This is a genomic window from Pseudomonas sp. A214 (assembly GCF_900156295.1).
In the GTDB taxonomy this organism is placed as follows: Bacteria; Pseudomonadota; Gammaproteobacteria; order Pseudomonadales; family Pseudomonadaceae; genus Aquipseudomonas; species Aquipseudomonas rhizophila.
Genome location: NZ_LT707062.1, coordinates 3,633,205 through 3,649,881, shown reverse-complemented (window position 1 = coordinate 3,649,881; position 16,677 = coordinate 3,633,205). Strand labels below are relative to the sequence as shown.

Sequence of the window (16,677 nt, the reverse complement as noted above, 5' to 3'; positions counted from 1 at the left end):
CGGCATTGGTCTACCCGCCTTCCGAAAGATTGGACGTTTGTTTGCCCCTCCGTGGGGCTTAGGGTGAATCCATCGCTGCCACAGCGCGAACTCACTCAAACCCACGAAGGTCATTGCCATGAAAACCCTCTGCCTGATCGCCACCCTCAGTCTGCTGCCTCTGGCCCCGGTCTATGCCCACGAAACCGCCCCCTCGGAAAAGGTCAACGTGCTGCAGGAGAAGATGCTGAAGAACCTGCCCGGTAAAAAAGCCATGATGCTGACCGTCGACTACGCTCCCGGCCAGTCGTCCGCAGCCCACAAACATGAAGGAACGGCCATGGCCTATGTGCTGGAAGGCGCCATCACCTCCCAGGTCAAAGGCGAGCCGGCGACCACCTACAAGGCCGGGGAGTTCTGGTACGAAGCCGCGGGTTCCGAGCATCTGGTTTCGAAAAACGCCAGCTCGACCGAGCCGGCGAAACTTTTGGTGTTCATGGTGATGGGCAAGGATGAGGCGGTGTTGATTCCGCTGAAGAACTAACACCTTTGAGCCCCCTGTGGGAGCGAGCCTGCTCGCGATAGCTGGGTGTCAGTCAACATCAATGTCGCGGGTCAAACGCCATCGCGAGCAGGCTCGCTCCCACAGGGGCTCTGCGCTCCAACCAATCGCGTATTACAAACGCAAAAAAGCCCCGCATCTCTCAATGCGGGGCTTTTTCATTCAACGCCGGATCAGTTGGCCGGCAGGACCGGTTGACCACTCAACGCCAGGTCCAGCAGTTCGCGGTTGGCGACCGCGTACATGGCGTAGTCCGTGCCACTGGCGGCACGGATGTCCACCAGCATGGCGCGCCAGCGCTCGACCATGTCGTGATGCTGCTCCAGCCACAGCGCCAGGCGTGTTTCCACCTCCTGGGTGCCGTCGCCCTGCTGCAGGACCGAAATGGTGATCGCCCGTTGCTGCCAGTCGACGTCATCGCGGAACGCTTCACGGGCCAGGGCCTGCCAGTTGTTTTCCACCGGCAGCGCGCTGATCTGTTGCAAGTACCAGGTGATGTCCAGGGCACTGCCCACGGCGAAGTAGGCCTTGGCCACATCGGCGGCGTTCTGGCCAGTGACATCGGACGCTTCGATGATCGGCAGCAAGGTGTACAGGTGCGTAGTGCCTGCAACCATGCGCGCCAGCAGTTCCGGCACGCCGGCTGCTACGTAGGCCTGGTAGCGGGTCTGCCAGCCTTCGCGGGTCGGGCCTTCCAGCAGTTCGTCGAGCTTGAGGCCCAGCGCCGCCAGGTGCGGACCGAAGTGAGCAACGTCACGGGCAGCGTTCTGCTCGTTGCGGCGGCTGCGCAGGAACCAGCGCGTCGCACGACGACCCAGGCGCATCAGCTCGTCCATCAGCTCCAGTTGCACGTCAGCCGACACCTGGTGATCCAGGGCTTCAATCTGACGGAACCAGTGCGGGAGATGGAAGATGTCCCGCACGATCACGTAAGCGCCAGCCACGTTCGCCGGGCTCATGCCGGTGGACTCTTTGAGCCGTTGAACGAAGGTGATGCCCATGTGGTTGACCAGGTCGTTGGCGATCTGGGTGCTGACGATCTCGCGCTTGAGGCGATGGCGACGCATGGCTTCGGAGAACTTGCTCACCAGTGTCGGCGGGAACGCGGTCTCCATGTCACGGGTCAGGTAGTCGTCATCCGGCACCTGGGAGTTGAGCAGCGCTTCCTTGAGGTCGATCTTGCTGTAGGAGATCAGCACCGACAGTTCGGCACGGGTCAGGCCTTGGCCCGCCGCGACGCGTTCAGCCAGTTGCTCTTCGGCCGGCAGGAACTCGATGGCGCGATCCAGCTTGCCTCGTGCCTCCAGATCGTTCATCAGGCGCTTGTATTCGGCAATGCGCACGAATGCCCGGCGTGCCGCCAGGGACAGGGCCTGGGTCTGCTTGTAGTTGTTGCCCAACACCAGGCCACCGACTTCGTCGGTCATGCTTCCAAGCAACTGGTTACGTTGCTTCTCGGTCATGTCGCCGGCCTGCACCACTTCGTTGAGCAGGATCTTGATGTTCACTTCGTGGTCGGAGCAGTCCACACCACCGGCGTTGTCGATGAAGTCGGTGTTGGTGGCACCGCCATGCAGGCCGAACTCGACACGACCCAGTTGAGTCATGCCCAGGTTGCCACCCTCGCCCACCACTTTGCAGCGCAGTTCGTTGCCGTTCACGCGCAGCGCATCGTTGGCCTTGTCGCCCACATCGGCGTGGCTTTCGCTGCTGGCCTTGACGTAAGTGCCGATACCGCCGTTCCACAACAGATCCACCGGCGCCTTGAGCAAGGCGTTGAGCAGCTCGGTCGGGGTCAGTTTGTCGGCCTTGATGTCGAAGCGTTCTTTCATCTGTGGCGAGATGGCGATGCTCTTGGCGCTACGCGAGAAGATACCGCCGCCTTCGGACATGATGCTGGTGTCGTAGTCGGTCCAGGCCGAACGCGGCAGGTCGAACAGACGCTTGCGCTCGGCGAAGCTGCTGGCAGGCTCCGGGTTCGGGTCGATGAAGATGTGCAGGTGGTTGAAGGCTGCCACCAGTTGCAACTTGTCAGACATCAACAGACCGTTACCGAACACGTCGCCGGCCATGTCGCCAACGCCCACCACGGTGATGCTGTCTTCCTGGACATTGATACCGCGCTCACGGAAGTGACGCTGTACGCCGACCCACGCGCCCTTGGCGGTAATGCCCATTTTCTTGTGGTCGTAGCCGGCAGAACCGCCGGAAGCGAACGCATCGCCGAGCCAGAAGCCGTAGTCGATGGCGATGCCGTTGGCGATGTCGGAGAAGGTTGCAGTGCCTTTGTCCGCAGCCACTACCAGGTACGGGTCATCGTCGTCATGACGCACAACATTGGTCGGCGGAACCAGTGCGCCTTCCTTGAGGTTGTCGGTGATGTCCAACAGGCCGGAAATGAAGATGCGATAGCACGCCACGCCTTCGGCGGCGATCTCGTCCCGGCCACCACCCAGCGGCAGGCGTCGCGGCAGGAAACCACCTTTGGCGCCGACTGGCACGATCACCGAGTTCTTCACTTGCTGGGCCTTGACCAGACCCAGCACTTCGGTGCGGTAGTCTTCTTCACGGTCGGACCAGCGCAGGCCACCGCGAGCAACGTTACCGAAGCGCAGGTGCACGCCTTCGACCCGAGGCGAATACACGAAGATCTCGAACTTGGGCACCGGTTTCGGCAGTTCCGGGATCAGGTGCGGGTTGAACTTGAAGCTGAAGTAGGACTTGTTCTGCCCGTTGGCGTCGGTCTGGTAGAAGTTGGTCCGCAGGGTGGCCTTGATCAGGTCCAGGTAGCGACGCAGGATGCGGTCTTCGTTGAGCACCTGAACGTCGTCCAGTGCCGTGAGGATCGCCTGTTCCAGACGCAACTGCTTGTCTTCCAGGTCGTCGCCGCTGAGTTTGCGCGCCAGGTAGAAGCGGGTCTTGAACAACCGGGTCAGTTCACGAGCGATGTCGGTGTGGTTGTTCAGGGTACTGGCGATGTAACCCAGGTCGAAGCCCAGGCGGATCTGCTTCAGGTAACGGGCGTAGGCACGCAACAGCGCCACGTCGCGCCATGGCAGGCCGGCGGTCAGCACCAGGCGGTTGAATGCATCGTTCTCGGCATCGCCACGCACGATGTGGACGAAGGCGTCCTGCAAGGTGTCGTTGAGCTGCTGGATGTCCAGGTCCAGGCCTTCGGCGGCGGTGAACGCGAAATCATGAATCCAGAACTCGCGGCCATTGGTGTGGCGCAGGCGGTACGGGAACTCGCCCAGCACGCGCAGGCCGAGGTTTTCCAGGATCGGCAGGACGTCGGACAGCGCCAGCGGCGTGTCGGCGTGATACAGCTTGCAGTGCAGCTCGCGCTGGCCGGACACCTGGCCCAGCGGCTGGTAGAAGCTCATGACCAGCGGATTTTTTTCGTTCAGGCTCAGCAGGTGCTGCATGTCGACCACGGCCGAGTGCGCGGCAAAACGCTCGCGGTAGCCGGCCGGGAAGCCTTTCGGGAAATCGGACAGCACGTTGGTGCCATGGGCTTCGCCGAAGCTTTCGATCACCAGACTGGCGTAGTCGTCCTTCCAGCTGCGGCAGGCCTGCACCACTTCCTTTTCCAGCAAGACCGGGTCGATGTCGAGACGGTTCTTCGGGTCTACCCGCAGGATCAGCTGTACACGGGCCAGCACGGATTCGGAGAAGAAGGTCCAGAACTCGCAGTCCGAGGCTTTCAGACGCTCCATCAGCACTTGCTGGATCTTCTGGCGCACTTCGGTGGAATAGATGTCGCGCGGCACGTAGGCCAGGCAGTAGCAGAAACGGCCATACGGGTCTTTGCGCAGGAATACGCGGATCTTGTTGCGTTCCTGGATCTGCACGATGGACATCACGGTGCTGAACAGCTCGTCCACCGGGGTCTGGAACAGATCGTCGCGGGGCAGCACTTCGACCACCTGGGCCAGTTCCTTGCCCAGGTGCGCCTTGGCCTGGAAGCCCGAGCGACGTTCGATTTCCTCGACCTTGCGACGGATGTAAGGGATGACGCGCACGCTTTCGCCATACACCGACGAGGTGTACAGGCCCATGAAGCGGCATTCCTTGATGACCTTGCCATCGGCGTCGATCTCACGGATCGATACGTAGTCCGGGTAAGCCGGACGGTGTACACGGCTCGGGTGTGCGGCCTTGGCGAACGACAGCGGGGTCGGTTCACGCAGGTAATTGACGGCGTAGTCTTCAATGCGCAGGTCATCGACCGTGAGGCCGGCACGCAACAGTTTGGTCAGGCCGAGGAACGAATCGGCGTCGTATTCGATATGGCCGCCATCAGGGTCATCACGAACCACGAACTCTTCATAGCCAAGGAAGGTGAAGTGGTTACCCACCAGCCATTCCAGGAAACTCTTGATTTCACCTTTTTCGTCGGCATCGATGGCATAGGCGCTGTTGTCCAGGCTGGACAGAATATCCTGGACCTTGGCTTTCATCGGCTCGAAATCAGCCACCGCCACGCGCACTTCGCCCAGCACCTGCTCAAGTTCCTTGCTCAGGACGTTGAGTTCGGCGGCGTTGGCGCAGCGGTCGATTTCAAGATACATCAGGGATTCTTGGAGAATGCCATCGCCCTGGGTGCCTTTGGGCAGGATCTCCAGCAACTCGCCCTTGTTGCCGCGACGCACGCTCAACACAGTGGTTTGCAGAGTATGGATGCTGTAACCGCGACGGTTCAGTTCGGTGCGGACCGAATCCACCAGAAATGGCAGGTCGTGGTGCAACACTTCCACTGCCGTATGGGTCGACTGCCAACCGTGGCGTTCGTAATCCGGGTTGTAGACGCGGACCTGCGGCTGCGCATGATCGAAGCGCTCAAGCAGGCGCCAGGCAGACAGGGTGCAGCCGGCGAGGTCGGACAACCGGCGCTGGGTAAGTTCATCGAGGGAAATGATGCCGAAGAATTGTTCAGCGAACAGCGCCACTTGTGGCAGTGCCTGTTCACTGATGTGCTGCGCCAGTGCCGCTTGCAGTTGGTGCTGGAAGTCGGCTTTGCTGGCTGCGGTGAAGAACGCCATCTGTGGTACTCCGCTTGGGCTTGTTATTGATGGAAGCGTCGCGTGCAGCCCTTTTTCAGGGCTGTCGGCCATCCTGTTCCTGATTCTCGGGCAGAGGAAACAGGACGACAGGTGGGTGAAGCTGGACAAGACCGGCAGGTCACATCCTTTTCCATGTAATTTCCATGTAATGGACACCTGCAAAAAGCCCTCGTGGTGCCCTTTGCAGGTGTACATCCGCCGTGCAGCTTAACGAGTGCGACAATGTGCCTGCTTGCAGCGCTGCGACATATTCGGTCAACGGCAAGCTAAACAGCCGGTTTGCATCGAACAACCGTAGCAGCCCGGCGAGCAAAACGGCACCTGGCGCTGTGAAATTGCGCGCATATTCTGCGTGTGACTGCAGTAATCCAGCAGAAAGTCGTTCGGGCTGGCAAAATTCACTTTATTTGCGCCCAGCAAGGCTCATCGAGCCAGGAGCCACCACCATGCAAATGAGCACCGCCCTTCTGATCGCCAACCCGTGCGACGAGGAAGAAGACAACATGGCCATGCTGTGCTGCCACAGCACCCAGGGCGAAATGTTCCTGATGACCCGCTACCCCGACGAAGACGAACTGGAAATCGCCCTGGAGGGTGAGCCTTCGACACTGGAAGGCGTCAAAGTGACCCTCAGCCCGACCCTGCTGAAAATCGAAATTGCCGCATCGGACGCCGATGTGCTGAACGGGGATGATGTGCTGGAGATTACCCACGACACCGATGCGGCGGATTTGGCGGAGGTGGAACTGACGTTGCAGAACATCCTCAAGGGGACGGGCACCTATATAAGCCAGCTCTGAACCTGAAGCGCGACTGACTCCCTGCGACGAGCATGCTTGCTCGCCACAAGGAACTTGGAGGCACCCCGCCTAACTTATTCCTGCGCCGGCACAAGATTGCCGTCCGCGTCATGGACCAGATACTCGTCAGGAACGATACCTGCGCTTTCCTGGGCTGAGGTAAACCACCGTCGGTCGTTCTTATGTCGCGTCGCTCTTGACGACCCGCTGGGTTCTGAGGTCTTCTGAAACCGGTTTCAAAGCCACTAACAAAAATAAGCAGGTTTCAATTGATGAACCCTTTTTCCGCCGCCCAGCGCAGCCGCGTGACCATGCTTGATGTCGCCGAACGCGCGGGGGTCTCCAAGGCCAGCGTCTCGCGCTTCATTGGCGAGGATCGCGCCCTGCTTTCCGAGGCCATCGCTCAACGCATCGAGCAAGCGATCAGCGAACTGGGCTACCGTCCGAATCAGATGGCCCGCGGCCTCAAGCGCGGACGCACACGCCTGATCGGCATGCTGGTGGCCGATATCCGCAACCCTTATTCAATTGCCGTGATGCACGGCGTGGAAACAGCCTGCCGTCGCCACGGCTACAGCCTGGTGGTGTGTAACACCGACCGCGACGATGAGCAGGAACGCCAGCATCTGGCCTTGTTGCGCGCCTATAACATCGAAGGGCTGATTGTTAACACCCTCGGCCACCACCGTGATGAATTGTTGGAACTGCGCAGTGAAATGCCCCTGGTGCTGGTCGATCGCAAGGTCGATCGACTGGAAAGCGACCTGGTGGGCCTGGACAATCCGGCGGCCGTCGAGATGGCGCTCGATCATCTCGAACAGCGGGGCTACCGCGATCTGTTGCTGGTGACCGAACCATTCGACGGCACCAGCTCGCGGATCGAACGGGTCGAGAGTTTCAAGGCCGGCATTCAACGACGGCCTGCCCTGGCCGGCACCGTTGTGGAAACCTGTGATCAGTTGACCACGCACATCAAGAACTTTCTTGCCCCGCCGGGACATAGCCCCAAAGCATTGTTCTGCGCCAATGGCATTGCCGCCCTGGCCGCCACGACGGTGCTGCGCGAACTGGGTTGCCACTTGTTCGACGATGTAGGCCTGATCGCCCTCGATGATCTGGATTGGTACCCGCTGGTGGGCAGCGGCATCACCGCCCTGGCCCAACCGACGGCCGAGATCGGCGCCAGCGCGTTCGAATGTTTGCTCAAGCGCTTGCGTGGCGATAACGGGCCGGTGCGAACCCTGGATTTTGCGGCGCGGTTGATCGAGCGTGGGTCCACGCGGGGAAATGGTCGGTGATAAAGCCCTACCGCGAGCAGGCTCGCTCCCACACTGGATCTGCATCGCACTGGAGTCCCCTGTGGGAGCGAGCCTGCTCGCGATAGGGCCCTCTCAAGCACAACTTTTTTTTGCACAAAACTGAAACCGGTTTCAGAGGTATAAAAACAATGCACAACCCACCCGTCTCCATCAGCCTTTCCAGCTACGGTGCCGATCTGGTACGGCAACAGGGCCAAGGCAGTTTTATCGATCTGCTGGCTGCCGCTGGCGCTTCACGGATCGAATGGCGCGAAGAACTGCTCACCACTGAACAGCCCGCTAAACTGGCCGCCGGTGCCTTGGCCAAAGGACTGCAAAGTATTTTTTCCTCTCCACTTGAGCTGTGGCTCGCCGGCCAGCCCAAGCCCAATCCCGCCCTGTCACTTGCCTTGCGACGTGCCGAGGCGTTTGGCTCGGCATGGCTGAAAGTCTCTCTCGGCTATTTCACCGACTCCCATGATCTGCCAGCCCTGGCGGATGCGCTGGCCGCCAGCCCGGTGCGATTGCTGGTGGAAAACGACCAGACCCTGCAAGGCGGGCGGATCGAACCATTACAGCGTTTTTTTGCTGCGACAGAGGAGCAAGCGCTGCCCATCGGTATGACCTTCGACATTGGCAACTGGCAATGGCAGGACCAATCGGCCGCTGTGGCCGCCCGACAGCTTGGGCGGTATGTGGCTTATGTGCATTGCAAGGCCGTGGCCCGGCGCGCCGACGGCAAACTGGTCGCGGTGCCTCCGGCGATGACAGACCTGCATCTGTGGGAACAACTGTTCAAACACATGCCCGCTGGTGTAATGCGCGCAGCCGAATATCCGCTGCAAGACGATGATTTGCTGCAGTTGACTGCGGGACATGTCGCCACCCTTGCCCGCCTAGGCCAATCATGCCGGGAGCCAGCCCATGCCTGAGTTCGATGTGTTGTCTTTCGGCGAAACCATGGCGATGCTGGTGGCCGACCAGCGCGGTGACCTGGCCAATGTCGAGCAGTTCCACAAGCGCGTCGCCGGGGCCGACAGTAACGTGGCCATCGGTCTGTCGCGACTGGGCTTCAAAGTGGCGTGGCTGAGCCGGGTGGGTGCTGACTCCCTAGGACGCTTCGTGGTGCAGACGCTGGAAAACGAAGGCCTGGATTGTCGCCACGTGACGGTCGATCCAGCCCACCCCACCGGGTTCCAGTTCAAATCCCGTAGCGACGATGGCAGCGACCCACAAGTCGAATATTTCCGTCGCGGCTCGGCGGCCAGTCATCTGTCGATCGACACCATCGCCCCCTCGCAGCTCGAAGCCCGCCACTTGCACGCCACCGGCATCGTCCCGGCCTTGTCGGTCACGGCCCGTGAGATGTCCTCTGAATTAATGATGCGGATGCGCGAGGCCGGCCGCAGCCTGTCCTTCGATCCCAACCTACGGCCGAGCCTGTGGGCTAGCGAGTCGATGATGATTCACGAAATCAATCGCCTCGCCGCCCTCGCCCACTGGGTCATGCCGGGGCTCGGCGAAGGTCGCTTGCTGACTGGTTTCGACGACCCGGCCGACATCGCCGCGTTCTATCTGGACCTGGGTGCCGAAATCGTCGTGATCAAGCTCGGCGCGGATGGCGCCTATTTCCGCACTCAGCTAGGCCAGGGCGTAGTTGCCGGCGTGCCGGTGGCCCAGGTGGTGGACACCGTGGGCGCCGGCGATGGCTTCGCGGTCGGCCTGATCAGTGCGTTACTCGAAGGCCGCGCCATCACCGAAGCCGTACAGCGCGCCAACTGGATTGGTAGCCGCGCAGTGCAGAGCCGTGGAGACATGGAGGGATTGCCGACGCGCATTGAGTTACTGGCTGAATTTAATGATGCCAATCGCCAGCAGGCTCGCTCCCACAGGGTCGACGCATCCTCATGCGGGAGCGAGCCTGCTCGCGATTAGAACCACCACAAAACACACCTGCTGCAACAAAAACAACAAGCTCAGGAGTCAACGACATGCAAACGCTCAACCTCGCCACCCGCCGCTGGTGGTACATCATGCCCATCGTCTTCATCACCTACAGCCTGGCTTACCTGGACCGGGCCAACTACGGCTTCGCCGCCGCCTCGGGCATGGCCGAGGATCTGATGATCACCCCGGGGCTGTCCTCATTGCTGGGCGCACTGTTTTTCCTTGGTTACTTTTTCTTCCAGGTACCGGGGGCGATCTACGCGCAGAGACACAGTGTAAAGAAGCTGATTTTTGTCAGCCTGATCCTCTGGGGCTCGCTGGCGACCCTGACGGGCGTGGTCTCCAATGCTTACTGGCTAATCGTGATCCGCTTCATGCTCGGCGTGGTCGAAGCTGCGGTCATGCCGGCCATGCTGGTGTATCTCTGCCACTGGTTCACCCGGGCCGAACGCTCACGTGCCAACACCTTCCTGATCCTTGGTAACCCGGTCACCATGCTGTGGATGTCCGTGGTGTCCGGCTATCTGGTGCAACAATTCGACTGGCGCTGGATGTTCATCATCGAAGGTCTGCCGGCGGTGCTCTGGGCCTTTATCTGGTGGCGCCTGGCTGATGATCGTCCGTCCCAGGCCAAGTGGCTCAGCAACCAGGAAAAACAAGACCTGGAAAGCGCGCTGGCGGCTGAACAGGTCGGTATCAAGGCCGTGAAAAACTATGCCGAAGCCTTCCGCTCACCCAAAGTCATCATCCTGGCACTGCAATTTTTCTGCTGGAGCATTGGGGTCTACGGGTTCGTGCTGTGGCTGCCGTCAATCCTCAAGGCTGGCCTGCAAATGAGCATTGTCGAGGCCGGTTGGCTGTCGTCGTTGCCATACCTGGCGGCAGTAGTCGCCATGCTGGTCGTGTCCTGGGCGTCGGACAAGGCGCAGAAGCGCAAACGTTTCGTCTGGCCGCCGCTGCTGATCGCGTCCGTCGCGTTTTACGCCTCCTATTTGCTGGGGCCTGAGCATTTCTGGTGGTCCTACAGTTTGTTGGTGGTTGCCGGGGCTTGCATGTACGCGCCGTACGGGCCGTTTTTTGCCATCGTTCCAGAGATCCTGCCGGCCAACGTCGCCGGCGGTGCCATGGCACTGATCAACAGCATGGGCGCGTTGGGTTCGTTCGGCGGCTCGTACCTGGTGGGCTATCTCAACGGCACCACCGGCTCTCCCGGTATGTCCTTTCTACTAATGAGTGGCGCCTTGCTGTTGTCGGTGGTACTGACCCTGGCCCTCAAGCCCGGCGCCAGCGACCGCGCCGTGTCTCAAACCGCGACGCCACACCCGGCGTCCGCACAGTCCTGAATCGAGCCCTCCATGAAAAAGCACGTAGTGTTGTACAAAGCGCTCTCGGCGCAACTGATGGACCGTCTGCAAGCTCAGGCCCAGGTCACCCTCATCGAGCACCTCGATGCGCCAGGCCTGGCCCAATTGCGCGACGCCTTGCCTGGCGCCCATGGCCTGTTGGGGGCCAGCCTGAAACTGGATGCGCCACTACTGGACTCAGCGCCGAACCTGCAAGCCATCGCCAGCGTCTCGGTGGGGGTCGACAACTACGACATCGACTATCTGACCGAACGCCGCATCCTGCTCACCAATACCCCGGACGTGCTGACCGAAACCACCGCGGACACCGGTTTTGCACTGATCCTGGCAACGGCTCGGCGCGTGGTGGAGTTGGCCAACCTGATCCGCTCAGGCCAGTGGCAACAGAGCATCGGCTCCAAACATTTCGGCACCGATGTCCATGGCAAGACCCTCGGCATAATAGGCATGGGCCGCATCGGCGAAGCCTTGGCCCAGCGCGGGCATTTCGGTTTCGGCATGCCGGTGCTCTACCACAGCCATTCGCCCAAGCCCGCGGTCGAGCAACGTTTCGGGGCCCGTTATTGCAACCTCGAGACGCTGTTGCGACAGGCGGATTTCATTTGTCTGACTTTGCCTCTGACGGCAGAAACCCAAGGGCTGATCGGTGCACAAGCGTTCGCGCAGATGCGTCCCGAAAGCATCTTCATCAATATCTCCCGAGGCAAGGTGGTGGACGAAGCCGCTCTGATCGACGCCCTGCGCAACGGACAGATCCGTGGCGCGGGGCTGGATGTGTTCGAGCGCGAACCCCTGAGTGCGGACTCACCGTTATTACAAATGGATAACGTAGTGGCAACGCCGCACATGGGTTCGGCCACCCACGAGACACGGGAGGCAATGGCGCGCTGTGCGGTGGATAATCTCCTGATGGCGTTGGCGGGAGAGCGACCGGTGAATCTGGTGAATCCGGAGGCGTGGGAGGGTTGATTCGTTCGTCCACGAGAATGAAGCCAAGCGCAGCTTTTTGGCGAGGGAATCTCTCCCCTCGCCACCGGTTCTGCCAGTACTGGATAGCCGACTGGCAACACCCCTCCTTTGAATCTTGCTCAATTACTCTAGCGGCACTTCATCCCGGGATGAATAAACCACTCAACCCATTGAGTAGATAGCCCAGAAAAGCAAACTTCAACAAAAAACCACCTTCCCTCAGGCACGTCCTACCGATCGTCAAGAACAGGCCTACACCAGCATCGGAAGTTGCATCCTAGCCCATCCAAAAGCCCAGTGTTATTAATTATGCACTTGCACAAAAACGCGCAAGTTAGGTGATCGCTAAGCGACACTGAATAATCAATAAAGGAGTATATGACATGGGTAGGAAGCGTTCTGAAATCAACACCTTTGATGTTCTGCCGCAGGCAATGGGCTTTTCCAAAGGGCTTCTGACAACCGAAGCCAACTTTTTTGCATCTCTGATCAACTGAAATCATTGATCGATTAAGTGCCTGTGAACAGGCGCCGAAAGGTTTCCACCTTTCGGCGCCTAAACCTAGAGGTTTCTATGCCAGAACGCGAACTAACATCTACCGAAGCTCTATTCAATATCATGTCCACCCTGCACACGCTCGGTTTTAGAGCCGAGGCCCGCTATACGACACCCTCCAGGCTAGTGGCAACGGCGGAGCTTTTTGATAGTGACAATCATTTTATTGAGTCAGGTGCGGGTAAAGGGCCGGACGCACTTATAGGTGCGCTGGCAGAAACCATCGAGCATGCCAGCTCTTTTCTAGCCCCTAATCATGAGTCGACATGGCACAGCACCGACAGTATTGCCAGTCAGAAAGCAGCTAAATACGACGGTTTCTTCACCCGCCTGCCATACAGCGACGAACCAATAGACTGCTTCACTCTCACATCGCTGGATAAAAAAGAACACCTGATTGCTCCAAGCGCTCTACTCTGCCCTGCTGCTGCCCGAAGCAACTCCAACGACACGCGTTCTACCATGCAATTCTTGGCACGTTACTCATCCAACTCAGGCATTGCTTTTGGCTGCACCGAAAATGAAGCTTTATTGCATGGCATTCAGGAAATAATCGAACGACATGTCTTATCTCTTTTTTTCATGGCGATATGCGGAATCGGCCCCAAGATGGACCTATACAAACCGTCGACGAGCTTGCTTAACAAGGCGCTCCTCAACGACCCTTCCGCCTTAGAACCCGCCAATAAACTGCAGATCATCATTATCAAAGATGTCTTATCTGTTTACTTTGCCGTTGCCTTTCCCAAAGCCGGCCCTGGAGACCAGCCTCTCTCAGCTATTGGCTCAGGCTGTTCGATGGACATTTGCACCGCCATTCAGAGAGCGGTGACTGAACAACTCCAATCCGAGAGTCTATATGATGTCTTTGAAGATTCCATGGACAGAAAAACTGTCAAGTTATTGTCGCACTCAAAAATCCTTAAAAATTTAATCGACTTGGCACCTGTTAGGGACCTGAACCTTCCTGAGCTTGAATGCCCACCACACGACTACAATGAAACTGTCCCGACACAATTAGACACGCTGCACAAAGCCACATCGAAGTCCGACAAAAAAATATTCTATAGAACTGTAGCGCGCTTCCCAAACAACAGCATCGTTACCCAGGCTTACATCCCTGGACTTGAACGCTTCAACATCATTAGAAATGGGCAACTCGTTGTACCTCAGCATGTATTACTCAGCAGTTGAAACCAGCCACCCATAAAACAATAACGGACGGTCGTATGCATCCTATGCAAACGCTCATTAGAACTGCCTGCAAAAAACATACGACTCTTCTGGCATCCACCATTGCAACAATCCTGGTGCTCAAGCTCATCGCACTCGCCCCACCTTTGCTCCTGGGGGCAATCGTCGACACCCTGTACGGCGAGAAACATGCAACCGTCAACCTAATGCTCACTCTTACGGCAGGCCTTGTGCTCGCTGGGTGCGTGCAGGCAATTATCAGCCCGCTACAGATCCATTTCCTATCCAAGCTTGTCCAGCAAATTATCATGGCCGCATCTATTGAATGGCTGGCAAACCTTATGCGCAAGGAATTTGCCCGGTTCAATTCATGGCGAATCGGTCACTTCATAAAGTCGGTGGAGCGTGGAATTACCGCTCACGAACAACTATTGACGTTTTTTGTTACCGTCGGACTGCCGCTGTGCCTGGAGTTCTTGATCGTTGGCGGCGCTTTTTTTTACATGGGTGGCATTGAAGTTTTTGTGAGCATGACGGGTCTAGGATTTATCTACCTGATTGTCAGCCACAAAATTATCAGATGGCGCAGGAAGCACATTGACGCTGTCAACGAGCAGGAAGATGAATTGAGCGCCCACCTATACAACACGCTCAATGCAGGCAAAGCAATAAAGCTGGAAAACGCCGAGTCAACCGCCACACAGCCGTTGAATGAGGCCTTCAAATGCTATGCCAATACTGCGGTGACCGCGGCAACCTCGGGTGGTTTCTTGAGCGCTGCCAAGATTCTGTTCGTCAGCCTCTCCACGGGCGGATTACTGGGATGGGGGGTTGTTGATCAACTGTCGAACCAGCCCAGTATCAGTGTCGGACAACTGGTGGCCATTTTTTCCATCGCCGGCAGTTACTTACTCAATATCGCCGCGTTAACGGAGGGCTATCGTGTGCTGGATCAGTTTCTTGCCGATCAGCGTCGACTTCAAAGCCTGCTTTTGCTCCCAAATTTTGACCATGGCAATCGGCAATCGGAAGTCAATTTTCGAGGGGCATCGACACTGATTCTGGATCCGTGCGTACTGACCGAAAATGGCGACGTTCGCTTGTCGATCACGCAAAGCCTGAGATTTACTCAAGGTCAATCCGTGGCGATCATCGGCCAGAGCGGTGCGGGCAAATCCACCTTGTTGGAAGTTCTCGCTGGTCTTGATCAAGAAACGCGAAATCAGTTGAGCATCGACGCAACTCCCGTTTCGCAACTGAATCCTCGCGCCCACTTGAGTGCATTGAGGTACTGCCCTCAGCAGCCCTGTTTTCTCGAAGGTCTCTTTGAAAGGTCCGTTCTGTTTGGCGTTAAAGCGTCGCCTCACCTCGACCAGGCAATACGACGACTGCAGCTACAGGACATTGTCTGTGAACGGAACATCAGTGAACACGCATCGAATATTTCTGGCGGTGAAGCCAAGCGTCTGTCACTGCTGCGTCTGATCAACAGGCCTGGGCGATTCAATTTGTTCGATGAACCCAGTGCATCAATCGAGCCCGGGTTGACCGACTCCCTATGGGACTTGCTGTTCGATACCTTCGCAGAACGCGGGCTAATTTGTGTCACTCATGATTTCGAGCATCTACAGCGCTTTGATCGGGTCATCGTCCTGCGCGACGGCGCGATTGTTGACGACGGGTGTTGGCAGGAGCTGGCCGACAGACCGGCAATCAAATTGTTGCTCAATGACTTTCAGGACACGGCACTAGCAGGCATACAGGAATAGATCTAAACGCCAGTCCCTGCGGGAGCCGATCAGGGGTGTTCATAGAGTCGGTGTTCACCTCAGATCCCACAATGAATCCAAACCGATCACAAATCCGCACACCAAACAAAATCCCGTTAGTCGCCACCCCCCGCCATGCATTAAAGTAACGCCCCCAGCCCCGACGTTATCCGAACGCCTGGGCCACCCTTTCCAGGAACAGTCACCGATGGAACATCGTGAAGCGCTGCTGGCGCTGCGAACCTTTCTTTCAACGCAGATCCTCGGCCAGGAAAAACTCATCGAGCGTCTGCTCATCGCCCTGCTCGCTGACGGCCACATGCTGGTGGAAGGCGCGCCGGGGCTGGCCAAGACCAAGGCCATCAAAGAGCTGGCCGAGGGCATTGAAGCGCAGTTCCATCGTATTCAGTTCACCCCCGATCTGCTGCCCGCCGACATTACCGGCACGGAAATCTACCGCCCGGAAACCGGCAGTTTCGTGTTCCAGCAGGGGCCGATTTTCCACAACCTGGTGCTGGCGGACGAAATCAACCGTGCCCCGGCCAAGGTCCAGTCGGCCTTGCTCGAAGCAATGGCCGAGCGCCAGGTCAGCGTCGGGCGCAGCACGTACGAGCTGTCGCCCCTGTTTTTGGTGATGGCCACGCAAAACCCGATCGAGCAGGAAGGCACCTACCCGCTGCCCGAGGCCCAGCTCGACCGCTTCCTGATGCACGTCAAGATCGGCTTCCCGGATGCCGCGGTGGAGCGTCGTATTCTGCAGCAGGCCCGAGGTGAAGCGCTGCACGGCGAAACCAAGCCCGAGCGCCGCGTGAGCCAGCAGGCTATTTTCTCCGCACGCAAGGAGATCCTCGGGTTGTACATGGCCGACGCCGTGGAGGAATACCTGGTGCAACTGGTCATGGCCACCCGTACGCCGGCCAAGTTCGACCCGGAAATGGCCGAATGGATCGCCTACGGCGCCAGCCCGCGAGGCTCCATTGCCCTGGACCGCTGCGCCCGTGCCCACGCCTGGCTCGCCGGCCGCGACTTCGTCAGCCCCGAAGACATCCAGGCCGTGCTGTTCGACGTGCTGCGCCATCGCATCATTCTGTCGTTCGAAGCCGAAGCTGCCGGTATTGACCAGGACCGCGTCGTGCAGCGGATTCTCGACGTCGTCGCCGTCGCTTGAGTAGCCAG

The 16,677-nt window shown here is 58.6% G+C and carries 11 protein-coding genes; 10 read left to right on the top strand and 1 reads right to left on the bottom strand.

Annotation, left to right across the window (positions count from 1 at the left end):
- Positions 1 to 118 precede the first annotated feature (118 nt).
- Positions 119 to 523 (top strand): cupin domain-containing protein, encoded by a 405-nt coding sequence (locus BW979_RS16330; RefSeq protein WP_076384467.1) that lies wholly within the window; start codon positions 119 to 121, stop codon positions 521 to 523.
- 191 nt (positions 524 to 714) lie between these two features.
- Here BW979_RS16330 and BW979_RS16325 read toward each other — a convergent pair whose 3' ends face one another.
- Positions 715 to 5,583: an NAD-glutamate dehydrogenase gene (locus tag BW979_RS16325; RefSeq protein WP_047225807.1), complete on the bottom strand. Its 4,869-nt coding sequence runs from the start codon at positions 5,581 to 5,583 to the stop codon at positions 715 to 717.
- A gap of 467 nt (positions 5,584 to 6,050) precedes the next feature.
- Between BW979_RS16325 and BW979_RS16320 the strand changes: the two genes are divergently transcribed.
- The 9 genes from BW979_RS16320 to BW979_RS16280 all read left to right on the top strand — a co-directional run bounded on the left by BW979_RS16320 (position 6,051) and on the right by BW979_RS16280 (position 16,669).
- Positions 6,051 to 6,404 carry a hypothetical protein gene (locus tag BW979_RS16320; RefSeq protein WP_047225806.1) on the top strand — a complete coding sequence of 118 codons (354 nt, stop codon included), beginning with the start codon at positions 6,051 to 6,053 and terminating at the stop codon, positions 6,402 to 6,404.
- A gap of 272 nt (positions 6,405 to 6,676) precedes the next feature.
- Positions 6,677 to 7,702 carry a LacI family DNA-binding transcriptional regulator gene (locus BW979_RS16315; RefSeq protein WP_076384465.1) on the top strand — a complete coding sequence of 342 codons (1,026 nt, stop codon included), beginning with the start codon at positions 6,677 to 6,679 and terminating at the stop codon, positions 7,700 to 7,702.
- A gap of 149 nt (positions 7,703 to 7,851) precedes the next feature.
- The gene (locus BW979_RS16310; protein WP_076384463.1) at positions 7,852 to 8,634 is read left to right on the top strand and encodes a TIM barrel protein; all 783 of its coding nucleotides are present in this window, start codon (positions 7,852 to 7,854) and stop codon (positions 8,632 to 8,634) included.
- Entirely contained in the window at positions 8,627 to 9,637 is a 1,011-nt protein-coding gene (locus tag BW979_RS16305) for a sugar kinase (protein ID WP_047225803.1), read from the top strand. Before BW979_RS16310 ends, BW979_RS16305 begins: the two co-directional genes overlap by 8 nt.
- Positions 9,638 to 9,693: 56 nt before the next feature.
- Positions 9,694 to 10,992, top strand: a complete 1,299-nt coding sequence (locus tag BW979_RS16300) for an MFS transporter (protein ID WP_047225802.1) — start codon at positions 9,694 to 9,696, stop codon at positions 10,990 to 10,992.
- Positions 10,993 to 11,004: 12 nt separating this feature from the next.
- Complete coding sequence (locus tag BW979_RS16295; protein WP_047225801.1) at positions 11,005 to 11,982, top strand: 2-hydroxyacid dehydrogenase; 978 nt, start codon at positions 11,005 to 11,007, stop codon at positions 11,980 to 11,982.
- A gap of 574 nt (positions 11,983 to 12,556) precedes the next feature.
- On the top strand, positions 12,557 to 13,732 hold the full coding sequence (locus BW979_RS16290) for a YcaO-like family protein (RefSeq protein WP_223194324.1): 1,176 nt from the start codon (positions 12,557 to 12,559) through the stop codon (positions 13,730 to 13,732).
- A gap of 35 nt (positions 13,733 to 13,767) precedes the next feature.
- Positions 13,768 to 15,501 carry an ATP-binding cassette domain-containing protein gene (locus BW979_RS16285; RefSeq protein ID WP_047225800.1) on the top strand — a complete coding sequence of 578 codons (1,734 nt, stop codon included), beginning with the start codon at positions 13,768 to 13,770 and terminating at the stop codon, positions 15,499 to 15,501.
- Between the two features lie 208 nt (positions 15,502 to 15,709).
- A complete protein-coding gene (locus BW979_RS16280) occupies positions 15,710 to 16,669 on the top strand; it encodes an AAA family ATPase (protein ID WP_047225799.1) in 960 nt (319 codons plus the stop codon).
- Positions 16,670 to 16,677 lie beyond the last annotated feature (8 nt).

Bases quoted from the DNA above. Each gene is read 5' to 3' on its own strand.
- BW979_RS16320 (WP_047225806.1), top strand. From the start codon at position 6,051: ATGCAAATGAGCACCGCCCTTCTGATCGCCAACCCGTGCGACGAGGAA.
- BW979_RS16300 (WP_047225802.1), top strand. From the start codon at position 9,694: ATGCAAACGCTCAACCTCGCCACCCGCCGCTGGTGGTACATCATGCCC.
- BW979_RS16280 (WP_047225799.1), top strand. From the start codon at position 15,710: ATGGAACATCGTGAAGCGCTGCTGGCGCTGCGAACCTTTCTTTCAACG.
- BW979_RS16315 (WP_076384465.1), top strand. From the start codon at position 6,677: ATGAACCCTTTTTCCGCCGCCCAGCGCAGCCGCGTGACCATGCTTGAT.
- BW979_RS16325 (WP_047225807.1), bottom strand. From the start codon at position 5,583: ATGGCGTTCTTCACCGCAGCCAGCAAAGCCGACTTCCAGCACCAACTG.
- BW979_RS16290 (WP_223194324.1), top strand. From the start codon at position 12,557: ATGCCAGAACGCGAACTAACATCTACCGAAGCTCTATTCAATATCATG.
- BW979_RS16310 (WP_076384463.1), top strand. From the start codon at position 7,852: ATGCACAACCCACCCGTCTCCATCAGCCTTTCCAGCTACGGTGCCGAT.
- BW979_RS16330 (WP_076384467.1), top strand. From the start codon at position 119: ATGAAAACCCTCTGCCTGATCGCCACCCTCAGTCTGCTGCCTCTGGCC.
- BW979_RS16305 (WP_047225803.1), top strand. From the start codon at position 8,627: ATGCCTGAGTTCGATGTGTTGTCTTTCGGCGAAACCATGGCGATGCTG.
- BW979_RS16285 (WP_047225800.1), top strand. From the start codon at position 13,768: ATGCATCCTATGCAAACGCTCATTAGAACTGCCTGCAAAAAACATACG.
- BW979_RS16295 (WP_047225801.1), top strand. From the start codon at position 11,005: ATGAAAAAGCACGTAGTGTTGTACAAAGCGCTCTCGGCGCAACTGATG.